General features: G+C 66.0%; 13 protein-coding genes. 9 read left to right on the top strand and 4 right to left on the bottom strand.

The features are described 5' to 3' along the window. The first annotated feature begins 162 nt into the window (after positions 1-162). Positions 163-4,623, top strand: a complete 4,461-nt coding sequence (locus OG417_RS06520) for an FtsK/SpoIIIE domain-containing protein (RefSeq protein ID WP_329251169.1) — start codon at positions 163-165, stop codon at positions 4,621-4,623. A 387-nt stretch (positions 4,624-5,010) separates the two neighbouring features. Here the strand turns inward: OG417_RS06520 and OG417_RS06515 are convergent, their stop codons facing one another. The 4 genes from OG417_RS06515 to OG417_RS06500 form a co-directional block, all read right to left on the bottom strand. Continuing rightward, the gene (locus OG417_RS06515; protein WP_329251166.1) at positions 5,011-5,565 is read right to left on the bottom strand and encodes a hypothetical protein; all 555 of its coding nucleotides are present in this window, start codon (positions 5,563-5,565) and stop codon (positions 5,011-5,013) included. An 87-nt stretch (positions 5,566-5,652) separates the two neighbouring features. Next, positions 5,653-7,287, bottom strand: coding sequence for a hypothetical protein (locus OG417_RS06510; RefSeq protein WP_329251162.1), 1,635 nt, complete (start codon positions 7,285-7,287; stop codon positions 5,653-5,655). Positions 7,288-7,605: 318 nt separating this feature from the next. Next, positions 7,606-7,875 (bottom strand): WXG100 family type VII secretion target, encoded by a 270-nt coding sequence (locus tag OG417_RS06505; RefSeq protein WP_329251159.1) that lies wholly within the window; start codon positions 7,873-7,875, stop codon positions 7,606-7,608. Positions 7,876-8,773: 898 nt separating this feature from the next. Continuing rightward, positions 8,774-9,175, bottom strand: a complete 402-nt coding sequence (locus OG417_RS06500; RefSeq protein ID WP_329251156.1) for an ATP-binding protein — start codon at positions 9,173-9,175, stop codon at positions 8,774-8,776. Positions 9,176-9,262: 87 nt separating this feature from the next. On the opposite strand from OG417_RS06500, the gene OG417_RS06495 reads away from it, so the two are divergent. The 8 genes from OG417_RS06495 (at position 9,263) to OG417_RS06465 (ending at position 18,375) form a co-directional block, all read left to right on the top strand. Next, complete coding sequence (locus OG417_RS06495; RefSeq protein WP_329251153.1) at positions 9,263-10,123, top strand: helix-turn-helix domain-containing protein; 861 nt, start codon at positions 9,263-9,265, stop codon at positions 10,121-10,123. A gap of 12 nt (positions 10,124-10,135) precedes the next feature. After that, positions 10,136-10,288 carry a DUF397 domain-containing protein gene (locus tag OG417_RS54230; protein WP_442875660.1) on the top strand — a complete coding sequence of 51 codons (153 nt, stop codon included), beginning with the start codon at positions 10,136-10,138 and terminating at the stop codon, positions 10,286-10,288. Between the two features lie 220 nt (positions 10,289-10,508). After that, positions 10,509-12,455 (top strand): DUF2207 domain-containing protein, encoded by a 1,947-nt coding sequence (locus OG417_RS06490; protein WP_329251151.1) that lies wholly within the window; start codon positions 10,509-10,511, stop codon positions 12,453-12,455. A 114-nt stretch (positions 12,456-12,569) separates the two neighbouring features. After that, positions 12,570-14,318 (top strand): acetyl/propionyl/methylcrotonyl-CoA carboxylase subunit alpha, encoded by a 1,749-nt coding sequence (locus tag OG417_RS06485; protein ID WP_329251148.1) that lies wholly within the window; start codon positions 12,570-12,572, stop codon positions 14,316-14,318. A 9-nt stretch (positions 14,319-14,327) separates the two neighbouring features. Then, complete coding sequence (locus OG417_RS06480; protein WP_329251145.1) at positions 14,328-15,014, top strand: hypothetical protein; 687 nt, start codon at positions 14,328-14,330, stop codon at positions 15,012-15,014. Then, the gene (locus tag OG417_RS06475) at positions 15,011-16,210 is read left to right on the top strand and encodes a hypothetical protein (RefSeq protein WP_329251143.1); all 1,200 of its coding nucleotides are present in this window, start codon (positions 15,011-15,013) and stop codon (positions 16,208-16,210) included. Before OG417_RS06480 ends, OG417_RS06475 begins: the two co-directional genes overlap by 4 nt. Before the next feature lie 268 nt (positions 16,211-16,478). Further along, entirely contained in the window at positions 16,479-17,276 is a 798-nt protein-coding gene (locus tag OG417_RS06470) for a hypothetical protein (RefSeq protein ID WP_329251140.1), read from the top strand. Next, a complete protein-coding gene (locus OG417_RS06465) occupies positions 17,266-18,375 on the top strand; it encodes a hypothetical protein (protein ID WP_329251137.1) in 1,110 nt (369 codons plus the stop codon). The genes OG417_RS06470 and OG417_RS06465 overlap by 11 nt, the downstream gene beginning before the upstream one ends. Positions 18,376-18,427: the final 52 nt, after the last annotated feature.

Raw genomic sequence — 18,427 nt, 5'->3', positions numbered from 1 at the left:
TCCGCCTCATAACGCCGCGCGTCAATGTGGAGACGACAGATTGTTTGCGCAGCGAGTCCTGCGGCTTGTCAAGTGATCAAGAAACGACTCGACCCGAGCCGCTGTCTCCCATCCTGCCTCCTCTCTATCCTGGTCCCGCACGCTGGGGATGTGGAGGGGTGAATGCGAATCTCGCTCACGGCGCTGACCGATCAAGGTCCCCGTGACGTAGTCGTCAACGGCGATTCCGATATGACGGTCGGAACCGTTGCGCGGTCACTTATTGCCACATTGAACGCCGACACCGCCAAGGAACCGATGGCGGAAGTCGTACGCCTCCCGAGCGCCCGCTGGGTGGAGGATCCGCCGCAGCCGCTCTGGGCCGGCGGCCGGATGCTCGACCCCGCGGCCCCGGCGAGCCGGGTCCTCCGCGACGGCGCCCTCGTCGCCGTGCATCCCGGCGCCGCGCCCGCGACGGTGCTCGGCGAGCCGACCGGCATCGCCGAGATCCGGGTGAGCGGCGGCCCGGCGGCCGGCCCCGTCCATCGCCTCGGCATCGGCCAGACCACCATCGGCACCTCGCCCGACGTGGACGTACGCCTCGCCGACCCGTCCGTGCCCCCGCACGCGCTCACGGTCACGGTCGAGTCCCGCCGGGTCACCGTGTCGGGCTCGGGCGTCCTCGACCAGACGCCTCTCGAGGGAACGGTGGAGTGGCCGCCCGGCGGCGTGCTCTCGGTCGGCACGACCGTGCTGACGCTGGCCCTCACCGCCGCGCCGGACGCCCACCTGTCACCGCTCGACGACGGCGGCCTCGCCTACAACCGGCCGCCGCGCATCCGCCCGCAGTCCGGGCCACGCCGCATCGAGGTGCCGCAGGAGCCCGAAAAAGGACAGCGCGAGCGCCTGCGGCTGCTGGGCTCGCTGCTGTTCGCGGCTACCGGCGTCGTCATGGTCGTCTTCACCGGGCAGTGGTACTGGGCGCTGATGGCCCTGGCGTACCCGGTGATCCAGGTCGGCGAGTGGATCGCCGACCGCCTCTATGGCCGCAAGTCGTACAAGAAGGCGCTGAAGGAGTACCGCGCGAAGAAGGCGGAGTTCGAGGGCGCGCTGGAGAGCATGCGCCGCGCCGACCAGGCCGAGTGGCGCGCCCTCGCCCCCGACCCGGCCGAGGTCCTGCTCACCGCGACCGGCCCGCGCCGCCGCCTGTGGGAACGCCGCGTCGGCGACCCGGACACGCTCCACCTGCGCATCGGCCTGGCCGACCTGCCCGCCCGCATCGAGCTCAAGCCCGGCCGTGGCGGCGGCGACGAGCCGGTCATGCCACCGGCCCCGGTCGCCCATGCCGTACCCGTCCCCCTGCCGCTGTCCGAGCTGGGCGTGGTCGGCCTGTCGGGCGCCCGCGACCGTTCCCGGGCTCTGGCCCGCTGGCTGGTCGCCCAGGCCGCGGCGCTGCACAGCCCACGCGACCTGGCGATCGTCGTCCTGTCGGCGGACCCTTCCGCCGGCGCCCACTGGAACTGGGTGCGCTGGCTGCCGCACTGCGCCCCGCGCGAGGGCGAGGACTGCGTCGCCCTGGTCGGCGCCGACCCGGACACGGTGGCCCGCCGCGTGACGGAGCTGGCCATCCGCATCACCGAACGCCGCCGTGCCGCTGAGCCGGCGGCATCGCTCAGCTTGGGCTTCGGCGGCGGCGCTCCTGTTGAGGGGCCGTACAACATCCTGCTGGTGTTGGACGGCGCCCGCCAGCTGCGCCGCGTGCCGGGCATGCCGCAGGTACTGAGCGGCGGCCCGTCGGTCGGCCTGCACGCGATCTGCATCGACGACGACGAACGCCTGCTGCCGGAGGAGTGCACGGCGGTCGCGGTGTGGGACTGGGACCGCCCGACGCACGTACGCCTGCACGGGAACGGTCTGGACTCGGTAGGCGCGGTCCTGGCCGACCAGGTCACGCCGGCGTGGTGCGATCGCCTGGCCCGCGCTCTGGCGCCCGTACGGGATGTCTCGCGCGACGACACGGAGGCGATGATCCCGTCGTCGGCCCGGTTGCTGGAGCTTCTGCACATGCCGACACCGTCGGCGGCCCAGATCCAGGCGGCATGGCAGTCCGGGGGCCGCACGACGGTGGTGCCGATCGGGGTGTCTTCTGACGGGGTGTTCTCGGTCGACCTGCGTTTGGACGGACCACACGGTCTGATTGCGGGGACGACGGGCGCGGGCAAGTCGGAGCTGCTGCAGACGTTGATCGCGTCCCTGGCGGTGGCGAATCGTCCGGACGAGATGACGTTCGTCCTGATCGACTACAAGGGCGGCGCCGCCTTTGCGGACTGCGCGTCGTTGCCCCATGTGGTCGGGATGGTGACGGATCTTGATGGTCACCTGACGGAGCGGGCGCTGGAGTCTTTGGGGGCCGAACTGCGGCGGCGGGAGGAACTGCTGCTGCACGCGGGGGCGAAGGACATCGAGGACTACTGCGATCTGTTCGACGCGGGCGACCGGCGCGCGTCCACTCGCATGCCGCGGCTGGTGCTGGTGATCGACGAGTTCGCGGCGATGGTGGGCGAACTGCCGGACTTCGTCGAGGGCCTGGTGGACATCGGCCGGAGAGGCCGTTCTTTGGGCGTTCACCTGCTCCTGGCCACTCAGCGGCCCGCAGGTGTGGTGACCGGCGACATCCGGGCCAACACGAACCTGCGAATCGCGCTGCGCGTGACGGACCCGGACGAGTCGTCGGACGTGCTGGACGATCCGGCGGCCGCGCGGATTTCCAAGTCATCGCCGGGCCGGTGTTACGTGAGGTCGGGCGTCGGTTCGCCGGTGATGGTTCAGGCAGCGCGTATAGGCGGCCGACGGCCGGGGAGCGCGACGTCGTCGATCCCGGCGCGCGTCACGCCACTGCCGTGGCCCCGCCTAGGCCGTCCGCTACCGGTGGACGCGCCAGCCGACGAGTCGACCATGGTGACCGACCTGAAAGTCCTGGTCGAGGTGATCAGCGAGGCGTGCGACCGCACGGGCATCGAGGAGCAGCCGGCGCCGTGGCTGCCCCCGCTGCCGTCGGTGGTGACACTCGACGACCTACCGGCGGTATTCGCCGATTCGGACGACGTACCGCCACTGGCGTTCGGGCTGACCGACCTGCCGTCGTCCCAATCCCGCGCGGCTCTGACGCTGGACTTGGTACACGGCGGCCACCTGTACGTGGCCGGGTCAGCCCGGTCGGGTCGCTCGACGGTCCTGCGGACAATGGCAGGCTCGCTGGCGTCAACATGCGCCCCATCAGACGTACACCTGTACGCGATCGATTGCGGGGCTAACGCGCTTTTGCCGTTGGTAGCCCTACCCCACTGCGGCGCGGTGGTGAGCCGTGACCAGATCGAACGCATGGAACGGTTGCTGGCTCGATTGCATTCGGAGGTGTCGCGTAGGCAGCAGGTACTGGCGGCGATGGGCTTTGCGTCACTGACCGAGCAGCGAGCCGCGGTCGCTCCGCCGGACCGCCTACCGTGGATGGTGTTGATGCTTGACCGGTGGGAGGGCTTCGTAGCCGCCTTCGAAAACTATGACTACGGCCGCTTGATCGACACGGTCCTACGGCTTCTTCGTGAGGGCAGTGCGGCGGGACTTCGGGCAGTCTTCACCGGCGATCGGTCGGGGCTGGGCGGCCAAGCCTCAACAGTGTTCGACGATCGCCTCATCCTGCGCATGTCGGATCCGAACGACTATCACTATGCCAGCATCAACGAACGTCAAGTTCCCTCGGACATGTGTGCGGGCCGCGCCCTCAAAGCCGTCGGCGCAGGCAGTGCATCTCTGAGAGAGTCGCAGATCGCGCTTCTCGATGGTGACGCAGCGGGGACTGCTCAGGTCGCGGCGTTGCAGCGGCTCGGGCGTGAGGCTGAGAAGATATATGACCGCCCGTCCATCGACCTTCGCCCAATGCACGTCGACGAACTGCCCGTCCGTATCACGTATTCCGAGGCACTCTCCTTGGACCCTGAGTTCACCGCGCCATCTCCGTTGTGGGCGCTGGTCGGCGCCGGGGGTGACGAACTGGGGCCGGTAGGCGTGGATCTGCTCGCCGAGGGCCCTGGCTTTACTGTCGCAGGGCCTCCAAGGTCCGGACGCTCGACGCTCCTGATGACGATGGTGCTGTCATTGTTGGATCCCAAATTGGGCGAGGGCACCGTTTCGGTGCTCCTAATCTGCCCTAGGCGGTCCCCCTTGCGGGCATTGGAATCCCAACCGGGAGTTCTCGCCGTTCTCGGCGCGGATGCCGACGAGGATGTTTTGCTAGAGGCAATCAGCGATCACGAACGATATGTCATCGTCGTCGACGATGCGGAGCTCATGTACGAGACACCCCTGGACGACGCACTCGCGAACCTGCTCCGCCAAGCGAGAGATCGCGAGCACGGGATGATCATTGCCGGAATCGCCAGTGAGCTGTCGAGAGCCTTCCAGAGCTTCCTCGCATCGGTTCCCAAATCAAGGACCGGAGTTCTCACGGCGATTGAATCACTGGACGATGGAGATCTTCTGGGTGCTCGACTGCCTCGCAACATATCGATCGGCTCACCTACCGGCAGAGCCTTGCTTATTCAGCCAGGGAAGACACTGCCAATACAGTCTGCAGTCAGCGCATGACAGGCCGCCTGCCGAGAGGATTTGGGCAGACAGAGCACCATCGGTCAGTACCGTGGGTCGTTCTGGGATCTCGCGGCCTGAGGACTTACCTTTTCTGGACAGTTCCTCAGCGCAGCTTGGACTTTATTCACCAAGTCGTCCGCAGACGATCGCAATTGGCCTCTCTTCACAGAGAGATCCCCACCCCAGCTTCTCGCCCATGGCCCTACCCACGCCTGCCCTGACACGATCTTCGAGTTGGCATCATCGAGCGCTCCTCTGATTACTCCGATCTCGCCTTTCAGCTGATTAAGGAGAGCTTGGAGCTTTTGATGTTGAGGATTGGGCACCAATGGCTGGGCAACCATAACTCCCTTTCAAGGAGGATCGAAGTAATGTGTTCAAGTTCTATTCAGAATCGCCAGCCGTCGGTGAACTACTAATGCGCGGACCGTGAAAATTTTCCACACCACCTAGTAGAGTACCGGCACCAGAAGGCGGCTTTAGGCACGGCCCATTTATCTCAACATTCGCCACAGACGCCTTCTCGGCATTCTTTAGAGAAAACTTGTCCTTGTCCTTCACTGCAGATATTTCCCACGCGTTGCCATCATTAAGAGTTCCTGGCCCCCAGACTTCATCCATTCCCCACTCAGAATCCTTAAGATATTGAATAATACGGCCGATTAGGTCACGGCGGAAGCTCTTGGGTTTGAAGGTATCTTCTATGGAGAGCTTGACTTGATAGCTGCGCCCTCCAGCCAGCTTGTAACAATCAACGAATCGGCCAGTACCCTCAACAGAGACATAGAGCGAAACAAAGTTATGCTGAAATGCTGACGCGAACTGATTCAGCGATGCCCTACTGTCCTCGATCTCCTTACGCTGCAGTGCAGATTGATCACCTGAGTTGTGCGAGCATCCAGCCAAGCCGCCATAGAGACTCAGGATAGCCACCAGCATCAGAATACAGTGTTGCTTTTTTCTGGCCGTCTTATACAGGGAAGCACCAGAGGTGCTAAGAGCAGATGTCACCACGGCAGGCCTTCGCTAGTCTCCTGGGCTGAACCTAGGCTGCACTGCTTGAACTACAGCAGGATCTGTAAGCCATGCATTGTATGCCGCCAGCGCGGCAGGATTTTTAACTATCTCACTTATGTCCTTTACTCCACCAGTTTGCGGATCAATAAAGCCATCATCCCCGCCAACCCCATAATGAGCCTGATATGCCATCGGATGTCCCAGCGTGCCGCTGGACTGCTTGAGCTCCTGATTGGCAAAAGCACTCCACTCGCGGCGGTGATCAAATGCATCCATATCAACCTTCGGCGGATCATCTGGATTGACTTCGGCGATCCCTTCATGAACCGCCGCTTTAACCGCCATCAAGGACATATCTTTGAGTGCGCTTTGCGGAGAAGTTGACCAATCTATTCCCTTTCCGAGTATAGTCTCCAGCCTCTGATTGAATGCCTTACGCTGGCTTTCCGAAGTCCCCGCCGCTTGCAAAAATTGATTTTTCATATACTCTGGAAAGAGCTTATTGTGAGAGTAGTTATACCAATAAGTCTTATCTCTCTCTCCTGTCGTATCATCCCTCCATTTTCCATAACGTGCGAGGACATGCGCCGCAGCTTGCGGATCACGAAGCGTCTCCTGGAGTAGTACTCCCCAATATTGATCCGGCATTCCAATACCCGGACCGAATGGGTTGTCGACAGCCGTCGTTTCGTGATTCGGATCGTTCGGCTTGCCTGAGCCACCGAACGTCAATGATGGCGATGAAACACTCGCAAATAGGTCGTCCCAGTAAACGTCTATAATATCCGCATAGGTACGCCGTATCTGGGGAGCCGCGTGCTCATTTTGATGCGTACGGTAATAGCTGGCGATATCCCGCACGTTCGCCTCGGCCTGTTTAGGGTTTACATCTCGACCGTTGATGGTCGCCGCGTGAATGAAATCCGACACACCATGTTCGGCGCCGTCAGGTCCCGAGATAGCGCCATTTGCGATGTGAAGGATTTTACCGTAATTTTGACCAAAAAAGGTAGTTGCAAAACGCGGATTACGCGACATGGCCTCCCAGATATTATCCGATCTCGGCGGAAGCATTCCCCCGTTGTCCGTAAGCAGGTGGTTTCCTAGCAGATTAAGCCACTGGTCCGAAAAACTCCCATATTTCAACAAGGGAGCCATCAGCTCGTAGTTATAGCGGTCTCCAGATCTGTTGAACCCTGCAAGCCATTTGTCGTCTATCTTGATCTTATGACTTGCCAAGCCAAGCGAGTCACCGATCGCTCGTTGGGCACTGTCCGCCTTCGTTTTCTCGCCCGACGACAGCAATCTCCTTACATATGCGCCCAGTCCAGCGATTCCCGATGCACCCAGAGCCCGGTATAGCGCCGCAGCGTAATCTGCATCACCTTTGTTGGCGCCGATCTTATCGATAAACGGCTTTATATCCTTATCGCGATTCTCGCGAAGAAGTTGTTTCAGCTTTTTGCCGTCCGCGGCGCCCGCTTTTCCTGCGGCATCACTTGATGAGAACTGGCCGAGGTCTCCAGCACCTGCTGGAACGTAGCCGGTGGCGCCAAACTCCCCGAGGTCCCACGCTGCCGCCAGGCTCTGCCTCCGTTTGAGAGTCGGCACCTGCCCAAGAGCCCAGTTGATGCTCTGCTGCATCCTGCTTACTTCTTCTGCGCCAACGCCGGCCTGGGCGCAAAGGCCGGCCAAGCTTCGCAGGCGCTGCGACGCATCTGCTGCGCGTCGCTCGAGGCTGCTTGTCATCTGGCCGAACGCTTGAGGATTTATTCCCGCAAAGTCTTTGTCCTTAGGCGTCGGCACCTTCGACTCCCGCAGTAAGATACGTAGGCTGTGAACGAAATGGTTGGGCGGTGCGCCGATGGCTCGGCCGAGTTAGCTTAACGCAGCCACGTCGCCATCGACGCCTCCGAGCCCTGGCCAAAATATGGTCAGGGCCCGGAGTAGCGCATCCTAATGTTAGTGCTGCCACTGGTCGAGGCTTTGGGCCTTGGATTTGATGAAACGGTCGGCCTCCTGCAGGGCCGACGCCATCTTGTCGAACGACGCCTTGGCCTCCTGCCAGGATGCGCGGAATTTTGTGGCGTGGTCACCCTTCCAGATCGCATCGCTGTTGACGGTGTGACCATTCAGGTCTTTGATCAGCGCCTGCAGCCCCTGTGAATGCTTGCCGAATATCCGGGCAAGCTGCTGCATCTGTTCCGGACTACCACCGATTACATCGGACATTGCATTCCCTTTCTTGACTACTCTGCGACTTCTTCGACTGTGCTTTTCGGCCTCGCCACAAAGGCGCTCATCTAAACGAATGGGGCCTACGTCTGGAGAGCCGGGTTTACTGGGAGAGAGTGTTACGACCGTATTCAGTTCATCACCGCACGTCCAAAATGCTGCGCCCATGGCACGCGCTATCTGAGTCCTACAGCAAACCACCCGGCCCCGTTATAATCCCCGCTTGCGCCCGCCGCCCCGCCGGCTCGGTCGACACCCGCCCGCGAGAGACGATCGCCGCGTGTCATCCCCAGGAGCACCTTAACGCTTCTTTGGCTTCGCTTTCTAGACCAATTAAGCAACCACCGACTTGGAGCAGCACCGCATACATGTCCGGATCTGGTCACCGACCTGCGGAACTACCCGTGACGGCCTCTCTGACCAAGCCTGACAGTCGACTTCCGTGTGCATGCTCTACAACCGCGCAGATCCGTCATTTCGGACCGTCACACGCGTCCAGATGTTCCAGTGCTCGCAGGCAGAACGAACACACTGTCCGGGCTGCGCGGATTCGGTACGCGGGATAGCGCTTGTCATGATCTCGCAGCAGAGCTGCGTCGTCGATGCACGAATGAGCATCACCGTGGGATGCGCAACAGCCTTACGAGGTATCCGATGGCGGAGACTTGGTCATCTGCTGGAGCGATCGGGCTTCCCCACTCCGAGTGGAAGCACCAGGTTCCGCTGTCATCACCGACGCAGTAGACGTCCGTGCCCAAGGGTATCGACGGGTGGGACGCTCGTAGGTACGGGCGGTGGTCGCCGTCGGTGCGAAGTTGGACAGGGATGCCGCACTTGGTAAGGCCTGACGCCAGGGTGCGTAGGTATTCCGCTGGCTCATGGTTCGGGGTCGCGGTCACCGGCCGACCTCGAACCAGACTTCGTTGCAACGCTTCTCGCGTCGGAAGCCCCAGCGGAAGGCCAGCAGGTCAAGCATCTTGATGCCTCGGCCGCTTTCCACCGTTGGGGCCGACGGACAGAGGCATGGCGTCCGCGAGGACCCGTCGTCGCGGACGGTGACGCGCGCCCAGACGTCAGTGTGCTCGACGGTCAGCGCGAACCCGCCTCCCAGCAGCGCGGAGTCGGTATGCCGAATTGCGTTGGTGGCGGTCTCGCTCGCAAGAAGCACAGCCTCGTCGATGCACGGGTGGGCGTCTCCGAGGAGCTTGGCAATGATCAGACGGGCGTTTCTTACTTGTTCCGGCGCTCCTGGCAGCCGCTCGGTGAACTTACGAGCATCCATCTGGAAGAACCTCATATTTCGCAGCGTGACGTAGTGCACACTGAGTGTGGTCGTCTACATGTCGTGATCGCAATGCGCTTCGCGAAATTTCGAGGAGGAAATTTGAGCGATCGATCGTCGCCAACGTCGCGGCGTCGTCGGCTCGGGCTTGAGCTGCGGCGTCTCCGCGAGGCTGCCGGCTTGACGGGCGAAGAGGTCGGCAAGCAACTCGGCTGGTCAGTGTCCAAGGTGTCACGCATCGAGAAGGCTCGGGCCGCCGTACCGTGGAGCGACGTCTCCGACCTGCTCGACGTCTATGGCGTCGACGACGCGACGCGTGCCGCGCTCATCCAGCTCTGCAAGGACTCCAAGCAACAGGCCTGGTGGCAGCCCTATAACGACGTCCTCGCCTCATTCAAGAACCTCGCCAACTACATCGACCTGGAGTCCGCTGCCTCGTCTCTGCGCATCTACACGCCACTCACGATCCCCGGCCTGCTTCAGACCGAAGGCTACGCACGAGCGATCATCGCGACCGCGAGACCGCTCGAACTCACAGCAGAGGAGATCGAACGGCGTGTCGAGTTGCGCCTCCATCGGCAGACGGTCATAGCGAAAGACCCGCCGCTTCGCCTATGGGCGATCATCGACGAGGCCGCACTTCATCGGCGGGTGGGCGGAGACAAGGTCATGCGCGAGCAGCTCGCACACCTCGCCGCTGTAGCCAGGGTTCCGGACATCACGTTGCAAGTGATTCCGTACGGCGCTGGGGGCCACGTGGCCATGGCAGGGGCATTCAGCATCTTTTCCTTCGCCGACGATCCAGACGTCCTCTCTGTGGAGGCGGTTACCGGCACGCTGTATCTCGACCGCGATGCTGACATCAGGCGTGCGGCGCTCTGCTTTGACCATCTGCGGACGACGGCGCACACTGCGGTCAACTCCGTTGAGCTGATCAACGAGGTGGCACGTAACTACACCTAGCCGGAGGACTCAGTGGCGACGTCGACCCCTGTTCAGTGGCGCATCAATCACCGTCTCGACCAGGCTAGGGAAGTCGCACGCGCCTCCGACTGGCGTAAGAGCAGCTACAGCCCCAACGAGAGCGATTGTGTCGAGGTCGCGATCGCTTGTTCGGATAGTTCCTGACCGCCAAGGACCTTTATGGACGATCGTTGGCAGCGGCTTGGCCGACCTGCCTCGATCCAATGCCGAACCGAGGTGGTCGGCGTCATCCCACTTGTTGGTTCGGTCTGCGTCGCTTATGGGGGAACCGATCGTGGCGGTGCGGAGGTCGAACGGAAATCATCCCCGGCCAAGGGAAGTAACCGTGCGCGATGCGTTGCAATGTCGGAGCTGGGCCGCGGCAGTGCACTTCGTCGCTCTGAGCGGGCTGATGGTGGCCGTCGTCTCCAGCCCGGCGTACGCAGGCGCGAAACCAAAGGCCACCCCCACTCCCAAGGCCACGCGCGACACGCCGGTCTGGTCGCCGCCCTCGTACGACCCGAACGATTACACCGAGCACATCGAGTCCTACGACGTGACGCTTCAAGTGCGGCGCGACGGCAGTATGCATGTCAGCGAGGCCATCAAGTACAACTTCGGTGACGGGCCGAACCCCGATCTCACGGCCAGTGAGCACCACGGCATCATCCGGAAAATTCCCACTCACCGGCAGGTCGACGACCGGTACGACCGGGTGATCCAGATTCTGCATCCGCACGTACGCGGGGAAGGCATCGGTCCCGGGGACCTTCAGGTCTCTCGCTCCGGCGACGACGAAGTGTTGAAGATCGGGAATCCCGACACGACCGTCAGCGGCGTCAAGACCTATGTCATCGACTACGACGTTCACCACGCGCTCAACCCACGCAATGGCGGGACCGACGAACTCTACTGGGACGCGATCGGCACCCGGTGGACCGTACCCATCAGCAAGGCGACCGTGACCATGACGGCACCGGTGGGCATCTCCTCCGCCGGCTGTTACCGCGGTTTCGAAGGCGACACCTCCTCGTGTACCGACTCGGCCATCACGGGTGCGACGCTCAGGGCCGGTGACCGAGGCCTCAGCGGAGGTGAGGGAATCACCCTCCAGGTCGAGTTGCCGCAGACCGCCATGCCGGCGGTCGTTCCGCCACCTCTCGTACGGCGAGCCGCGCCGTTCGCCTTCACCCTCGCGGCCGCTGTTCTGGTCCTACTCGCGCTGGGGATCGTCGCCGGATTCTGCTGGCTGTGCCTGGCGGGAACGGTACGGCGACGCACGAACGTGACAGGTGCCACCGCGGACTCCCCTCCGGCCGGGATGAGTCCCGGGCTCGCCGGACTGCTGCGCGACAACGGCTCCAATCGTGCCCGTCTCGTGGGCGCGACCCTCCTCGACCTGGCCACGCGGGGATATATCCGCTTTGAGGAGGCGAAGGTCTCCAAGAGGCGAATCAGCACGAAACTCGTCCGCGGCGAAGGCCCCGCCGACGACCTGGCCCCGTACGAGGCGAAGGTGATCGACGTCGCCATCGGCCGAAGCGACGAGGTCACCCTCGCGACGCTGCGAAGGCGCGGCTGGGATCGGTGGAAGGCGGCCTACGACCTCCTTGAGGAGGAGGCGTGCCATCGTGGGTGGTTCCCGTGGCGGATCGGCGTTCAGCGTGCCTTCGCCGCCTGGGTCGTCGCGGGACTCGTCGTTGTCGGCGTGGTGTCCCTGCTGTCGGTGAGCGCCGGTACGGTCGGCGGCGTGCCGGCGGCCGGCTTCGGCTGGGTCTCCGTCGCCTTCCTCGCCAGTGCGGTGGTCGTCGGGGTCATCGGCCGGCGGCCCGCCCGCACGGCCGCTGGAGTGCGGGCCACAGCGGAGGTGAACGACTACGCCGACACGCTGAGCGCATGGGCGAAGGAGCCGGGCGATCTGGAGGTCGACGCCGCGCTGGTCTCGTTCATCTTCCCGTACGCCGTGGCATTCGGGCAGGCCGACGGGGCAATGAGCGACTGGGGAAAGATCTTCGATCTGCTCGAGGACGAGTTGCCGTGGTACGTCCCGGCGGAGGACGCGAGCGACCAGGCGCCCAGGCGGATCAGCGCCCTCGCCGACGTCGTCAACGAGCCACCTCCGCCCCTGCCCTCACCCGTACGACGTGGTAACGGGGCCTCACCTCGCCGCTCCGGCTCGTATCGCACCACCTACACCACATCGTCGTGGACGTCCTCAAGCTCGTCGGGCGGGTGGTCGTCCGGTGGCGGCTTCTCCGGCGGCGGAGGGGGTTCCGGCGGTGGAGGAGACGTCGGCGGAGGAGACGGCGGTGGAGGCGGCGGTAGCTGGTGATGACCCCGCGAAAGGACCCAGTAGTGCCAGCTGACGGCTCCGACACCGCCCTGTAAGCGTTCACTGAGGCGGCACTAAACTCTTGGCGATCCAGCGAGAGCGAGGAGCGGCAACGTGCGCAAGGTCCTGATCGCCAACCGAGGTGAGATCGCCGTTCGCATCGCGCGGGCGTGTTCGGACGCCGGCATTTCCAGTGTGGCCGTGTACTCCGAGCCGGACCTCGACGGGTTGCACGTCAAGGTGGCCGATGAGGCGTACGCGCTAGGCGGGCAGAGTGCGGGCGAGAGCTACCTCGACATCGGCAAGCTGCTCAACATCGCCAAAGAGAGCGGTGCCGACGCCGTTCACCCCGGGTACGGCTTCCTCGCCGAGAACGCCGACTTCGCCACGGCCGTGATCGACGCCGGGCTCACCTGGATCGGGCCGCCGCCCCGGGCCATTCAGGCGCTCGGGGACAAGGTTGAGGCTCGGCACATCGCGCAGAAGGTCGGGGCGCCCCTCGTCGCCGGTACCAAAGATCCTGTCAAGGACGCCGACGAGGTCGTCGCGTTCGCGCAGGAGCACGGCCTGCCGATCGCGATCAAGGCGGCGTTCGGCGGTGGCGGACGCGGGCTGAAGGTCGCGCGGACGATCGAGGAGATCCCCCACCTCTACGACTCCGCCGTGCGGGAGGCCGTGGGCGCGTTCGGGCGTGGGGAGTGCTTCGTCGAGCGGTACCTCGACCGGCCGCGTCACGTCGAGACGCAGTGCCTCGCCGACAAAGAGGGCAACGTCGTCGTCGTGTCGACCCGTGACTGCTCGCTGCAGCGCCGCCACCAGAAACTGGTGGAAGAGGCGCCGGCGCCGTTCCTCAGCGACGAGCAGATGCAGACGCTGTACGACAGTTCCAAGGCCATTCTTAAAGAGGCCGGATACGTCGGCGCGGGCACCTGTGAATTCCTCGTCGGCCAGGATGGCACCATTTCCTTCCTCGAGGTCAACACGCGCCTGCAGGTCGAGCATCCGGTGACCGAGGAAGTGGCGGGGGTCGACCTCGTACGCGAGCAGTTCCGGATCGCCGACGGGGAGACGATCGGGTACGGCGATCCCGTGCTGCGCGGGCACTCCATCGAGTTTCGCATCAACGCCGAAGACGCCGGGCGCAACTTCCTCCCCGCTCCCGGCACCGTACGGACCTGGAGCCCGCCCAGCGGGCCCGGTGTGCGGCTCGACACCGGGTTCGAGCAGGGCATGACCGTTCCCCAGATGTACGACTCGATGATCGCCAAGCTGGTCGTCACCGGGGCGGACCGGACGCAGGCGCTCCAGCGGGCCCGGCGGGCGCTGAAGGAGTTCCAGATCGAGGGGATGCCGACCGTCATTCCGTTCCACCGGGCGGTCGTGGACGATCCCGCGTTCACCGACGAGCCGTTCCGCGTGCACACGCGGTGGATCGAGACCGAGTTCGACAACAAGATCCCGCCGTACGAGGGTGCGGCCGAGGCGGCCGAGCCCGAAGAGCGTGAGAAGGTCACGGTCGAGGTCGGCGGCAAGCGGATCGAGGTCGTGCTGCCCGCCGGGCTCGGGGCGGCGACCACCACGACGGCGAGCAAGGGGCCCGCGAAGCGCCAGGGCAAGAAGAAGTCCAGCAAACAGCAGGCCGGCGGCGATGCTCTGGTCAGTCCGATGCAGGGCACGATCGTCAAGGTCGTCGCGCAGGACGGCGCGACCGTCGCGGTCGGTGATCCGATCGTGGTGCTCGAAGCGATGAAGATGGAGCAGCCGCTCACCGCCCACAAGGCCGGTACGGTGACCGGGCTCGGCGCCGAGGTGGGCCAGACCGTCTCCAGCGGGGCCGTGATCTGCGAGATCAAAGACGCGTGAGCCGTTCCGATGATCCCCTTCATCATCGGAACGGCGCTCACGGTCACCGCACCGCCCGCCCCGCCGGTCACCACGCGCGCCGACTATGTCGCCGCGCGACTCGCTCGCGACCCGGTGTTCATCACCGATCTGGCGCCACGTGCCATCACGGCGCGTGACGCGGCGCGGGTCCGTACGGCGATCAAGCGGATGCCGGTGCCCACGTACCTCGCGGTCGTGTCCGACACGACCGCGGAGAATGATCCGCAGGGGACACCCGACCGACTCATCGCACTGCTGCACGACAAGCTCGACCGCGGCGGCGTGTATCTCGTCGTGCCCCCGAGCGGCATCGGCCTGACGGTCGAGCAGTTCGGCACGAACCTCCCGGTGACGGCCGCCGAGCGCGAGGTCACCTTCGCCGAGCCGTACAACGCGGGCCTCGCGCGGGTCATCGAACGGTTCGTCGACGACATCCGGTCCGGCCAGGCGCAGCAGCGGTACGAGAAGGCATACGCCAAGGACCGGGCCGGCCGGCACCCCAAGCCGTACCGCGAGGCCGACGACGACAACGACCTGGCCCAGCAGGCGGGCGTGTACTCCGGCATGGGCGTCGCACTGCTCGCCGCACTCTGGATCCTGCTCGTCCGGCTGCGCCGCAAGAGCAGGAAGAGCACCCGGATCGCCCACGGCGCGAAGAGCGGAAAGACACGATGAGGCTGATCGCGGCGGCCGCACTCGCCCTTGCTCTCGCCCCCGCCCCCGCAGCACTCGCCCCCGCAGCACTCGCTCCCGCAGCACTCGCTCCCGCGCCGGTCGCGTTCGCGGACGTGGGGGCGCCCGTCTCGATGGTGCGGGTCGATCGGGTCGCGGCGGCGTTGCGGCAGTCGCCGGTGTTCGTTGATCCCGACGTGTCCTCCCTGCTCGACGCGCGTGAACGTACCGCGCTCCGCCGGCAGATCGCCGGCGCCGGTGTGCCGATCTACCTGGCCGTCGTCCCGCTGGACTCCGACGACGAGTCGGCCGGCGACGCCGACTACCTCACCTATCTGCTGCACCGCCGGCTCGGCCGCAACGGCATCTACCTGATCTCCGACCAGCGCGGCAGCCTCGACTGGACCTCCTACCAGGTGCCGCGGGACGACAGTCTGGAGTTCTCCCAGGTGACGAACGGCAAGCCGCTTCCGGAGCGGCTGCACGACGTCATCGACGCGTTCGCCCGCGCGCCCGCCGCCAAGCCCTCCGACCCGCCGGTGCCGGACGCGCCCGAGGCCGATTCATCCGACAAGAGACCCGGCAAGGTCGGACTGGCCGGGCAGTTCTTCAAGACGTTCTTTCCCGCGCTGGCCATGAGCGGCGTGCTGCTCGCGTTCCTGTGGGGCATCGTCGCCGCCGTGATCGGCGTCGCCCGTAGCGCGCGCCGCTCCGCGACGACGCTGCGCCCACGGCGGCTGCGGCGCATGGCCTGGGCGGAGCTCGTACGCCTGGCGCGGGCGATCGGTGCCGCCGCTGAGGACGACCCGGGGTACCCGCGGGCGATGGCCGACTACGACGCCGCCAAGCTGCTGTGGGACGAGAAGCAGGATCCGGGCAGCCGGTTCGCCGTGGTCGTGCTCAGCCTGGACGGGCAGGACGCGCTGCGGAGCGGGACCGCCGATCCCGAGCCGCGCTGCGTCGTCAACCCGCTCCACGGCACTGCGGCGCGCCGCGTACGGACGGCCTTGGGCGGCCTGGCCCGCAGGCGGCAGCCGATGTGCGAGGAGTGCGCCAAGGCGAACCGGCACCGGCCGCTGGCGCTGGTGATCGACGGCCGCGAACGCCCGTACTACGAGGCTCCCGGTCTCTGGGAGAAGATCCGAGGGACGAACAAGGACCTGCCCGAACACGTACTGGAGTACCTCGGTGTCGAGTGACGGAGCCGCGATCGCCCGTGCGCTGCGCCGTACGCCGATCTACGTCGACCCGGCGTACGAGAGCGCGCTGCCGAAGGCGCGCCGCGACGCGATCGTGAAACGGATCCGGCGTTCGCAGACCCCCATATTCGTGATCCTCGTCCCGATCGTCGCGGGCAGCACGTGGCAGAGCTCACCGCAGGTCACGACGGTCGTGCAGTCGTACCTGGGCCGCGACGGGGCCTATGTCACGCTCAACACGGACTTCGGCGACGTCTTAGACGTCACCATGTGGGGCGGCACGGACGAGCAGCGGCAGGCGGCGAACGACGCGGGGTGGGCGGTCTCGTACGAGAAGCGCTACACCACGCTCGCGGCGCGGCTCGCCCGCTGCGTCGACCTGATCGCGACGGGCAAGGGCTCCGAGGCGTACGAGAAGGACCACGACGCGGCGTTCACCCCACGCCCCTCCGCCCGGCCCCAGACCCGCCCGCACGCGAAAGACGACGGCGGTTTCCCGGTCGTCGTACCGGCCGCGGCCGGAGCCGTCGTGCTCGCGGCGGCCGGGCTGCTGTGGCTGCGCCGCCGCCGGGCCCGCGCGGCGGTGGACGCGCTGCGCCTGCCCCGTACCGTGTTCGGCACCGCGCGGGAGGCGGGCGAGGACGAACTGCGCGCCCGCGCCGAGGCGGAGCTGGTCGCGCTCGGCGAGTCGCTGGAGGCAGGCCCGCCCCTCGAACCGGCCCTCGACGCCTACACGGCCGCGGGCCGGGCCTTCGACCGGGCGCGCTCCACCGCCGACCTCGCGGGCGTGCTCGCCCTCGTCCAGAAGGGCCGGGGCGGCCCGCCGCTGTGCTACTTCGACCCCCGGCACGGCGAGGGCACGATCACGGTGCGCTGGCGGGCGCCCGGCACGCGCCCGAGGCTCGAGGTGAGCGTGTGCGCCACGTGCGCCAAGGCCGTACGGGACCGGCGGGCGCCCGACGTCCTCCTCGACCGGGGCCGCCCGTACTACGAGGCCGCGACGCCCTGGGCCGAGACCGGGTACGGGCAGCTCGGCGACCTGGTCGGGAGGGTCCTTGGCAAGTGACCTGACGAAGATCGTCGCGTCGCTGCGGCGGTCTCCGGTGTACGTCGCGCCGTCGCTGACCTCCGCGGTGCCGGATCCGCGGCGGCTGGTGGCGGCGGTGAAGGGGGCGCCGGTACCGGTGTTCGCGGTCATCGTGCCGCTGGCGGCCGGCGGTGAGTTCCCCGACGCCGAGCATCTCGCCGACGCGGTGCACCACCGGCTCGCCCGCGACTGCGTCATCCTGACCCTGGACGAGGACTCGCCCAACGACATCAGCGCGCAGGAGTACGGCGTCGACCGCGACTCCATCGAGGCGGCCGGGGCGGTGAACCTGGACCCGGACCTGGACAGCGCCTCGCTCACGGACCGGCTGATCCGGTGCGTCCAGCTGATCACTTCCGGCCAGGCGCACGCGGCGTACGAGAAGCAGTCCAAGGCGCTCGACCAGCGGATCCGCGAGCCGCAGCGGGAGAGCGGGAGCGGTGGGCACGCCACCGCGTACGCCCTCGGCGGCGGGTCGGTCGCCGTGGCCGCCGTCGCGGCGCTCGCGGTCTGGCGGTGGCGGCGCACGCGTGTCGTCCGGCGGCGACGGCCGCGGCCGGTGCTGACCGACGCCCGCTCGGTCGCCTCGCTGCGTGAACACGCCGAGGCCGAACTGGTCAAGCTGGGTGAGGCGCTGGAGGACGCGCAGGGCGACGCCGGCCGCCTGCGCGAGGCGCTCGACGCCTACAGCGCGGCCGGCAAGGCGCTCGACGCGGCCCGTACGGTGCCGGATCTGGCCGGCGTGCTGGTACTGATCGACATGGGGCACGACGCGTCGGAGGCGGCACGCGGCGGGCGAGGACCCACGCCGCTGTGCTTCTTCAACCCGCTGCACGGCGACGGGCCCGTGTCGGTGCGGTGGCGCGCGGTCGGCGGCCGGGAGCGGATCACCGTACGCGCCTGCGCGGCCTGCGCGAAGGCCGTACGGGCGCGGGAGACCCCCGACGTGCTGCGGGACGGCGCGACTCCGTACTACGAGGTGGATCCCGCGCGTAGCGTGTGGGCTACAACCGGCTACGGTCAGTTCAGGGGGGACCTGGTGCAGCGGGTTCTGCGCGGTGACCTTCACCCCCGCTGATCCGGAACCGACCCGTGCGTTCGTCCGTCATAGTAAAACAAAGGCAAAAACT

This window comes from Actinoallomurus sp. NBC_01490, assembly GCF_036227085.1.
GTDB classification, from domain to species: Bacteria; Actinomycetota; Actinomycetes; order Streptosporangiales; family Streptosporangiaceae; genus Actinoallomurus; species Actinoallomurus oryzae.
This window is presented reverse-complemented; position numbering and strand designations above follow the sequence as displayed.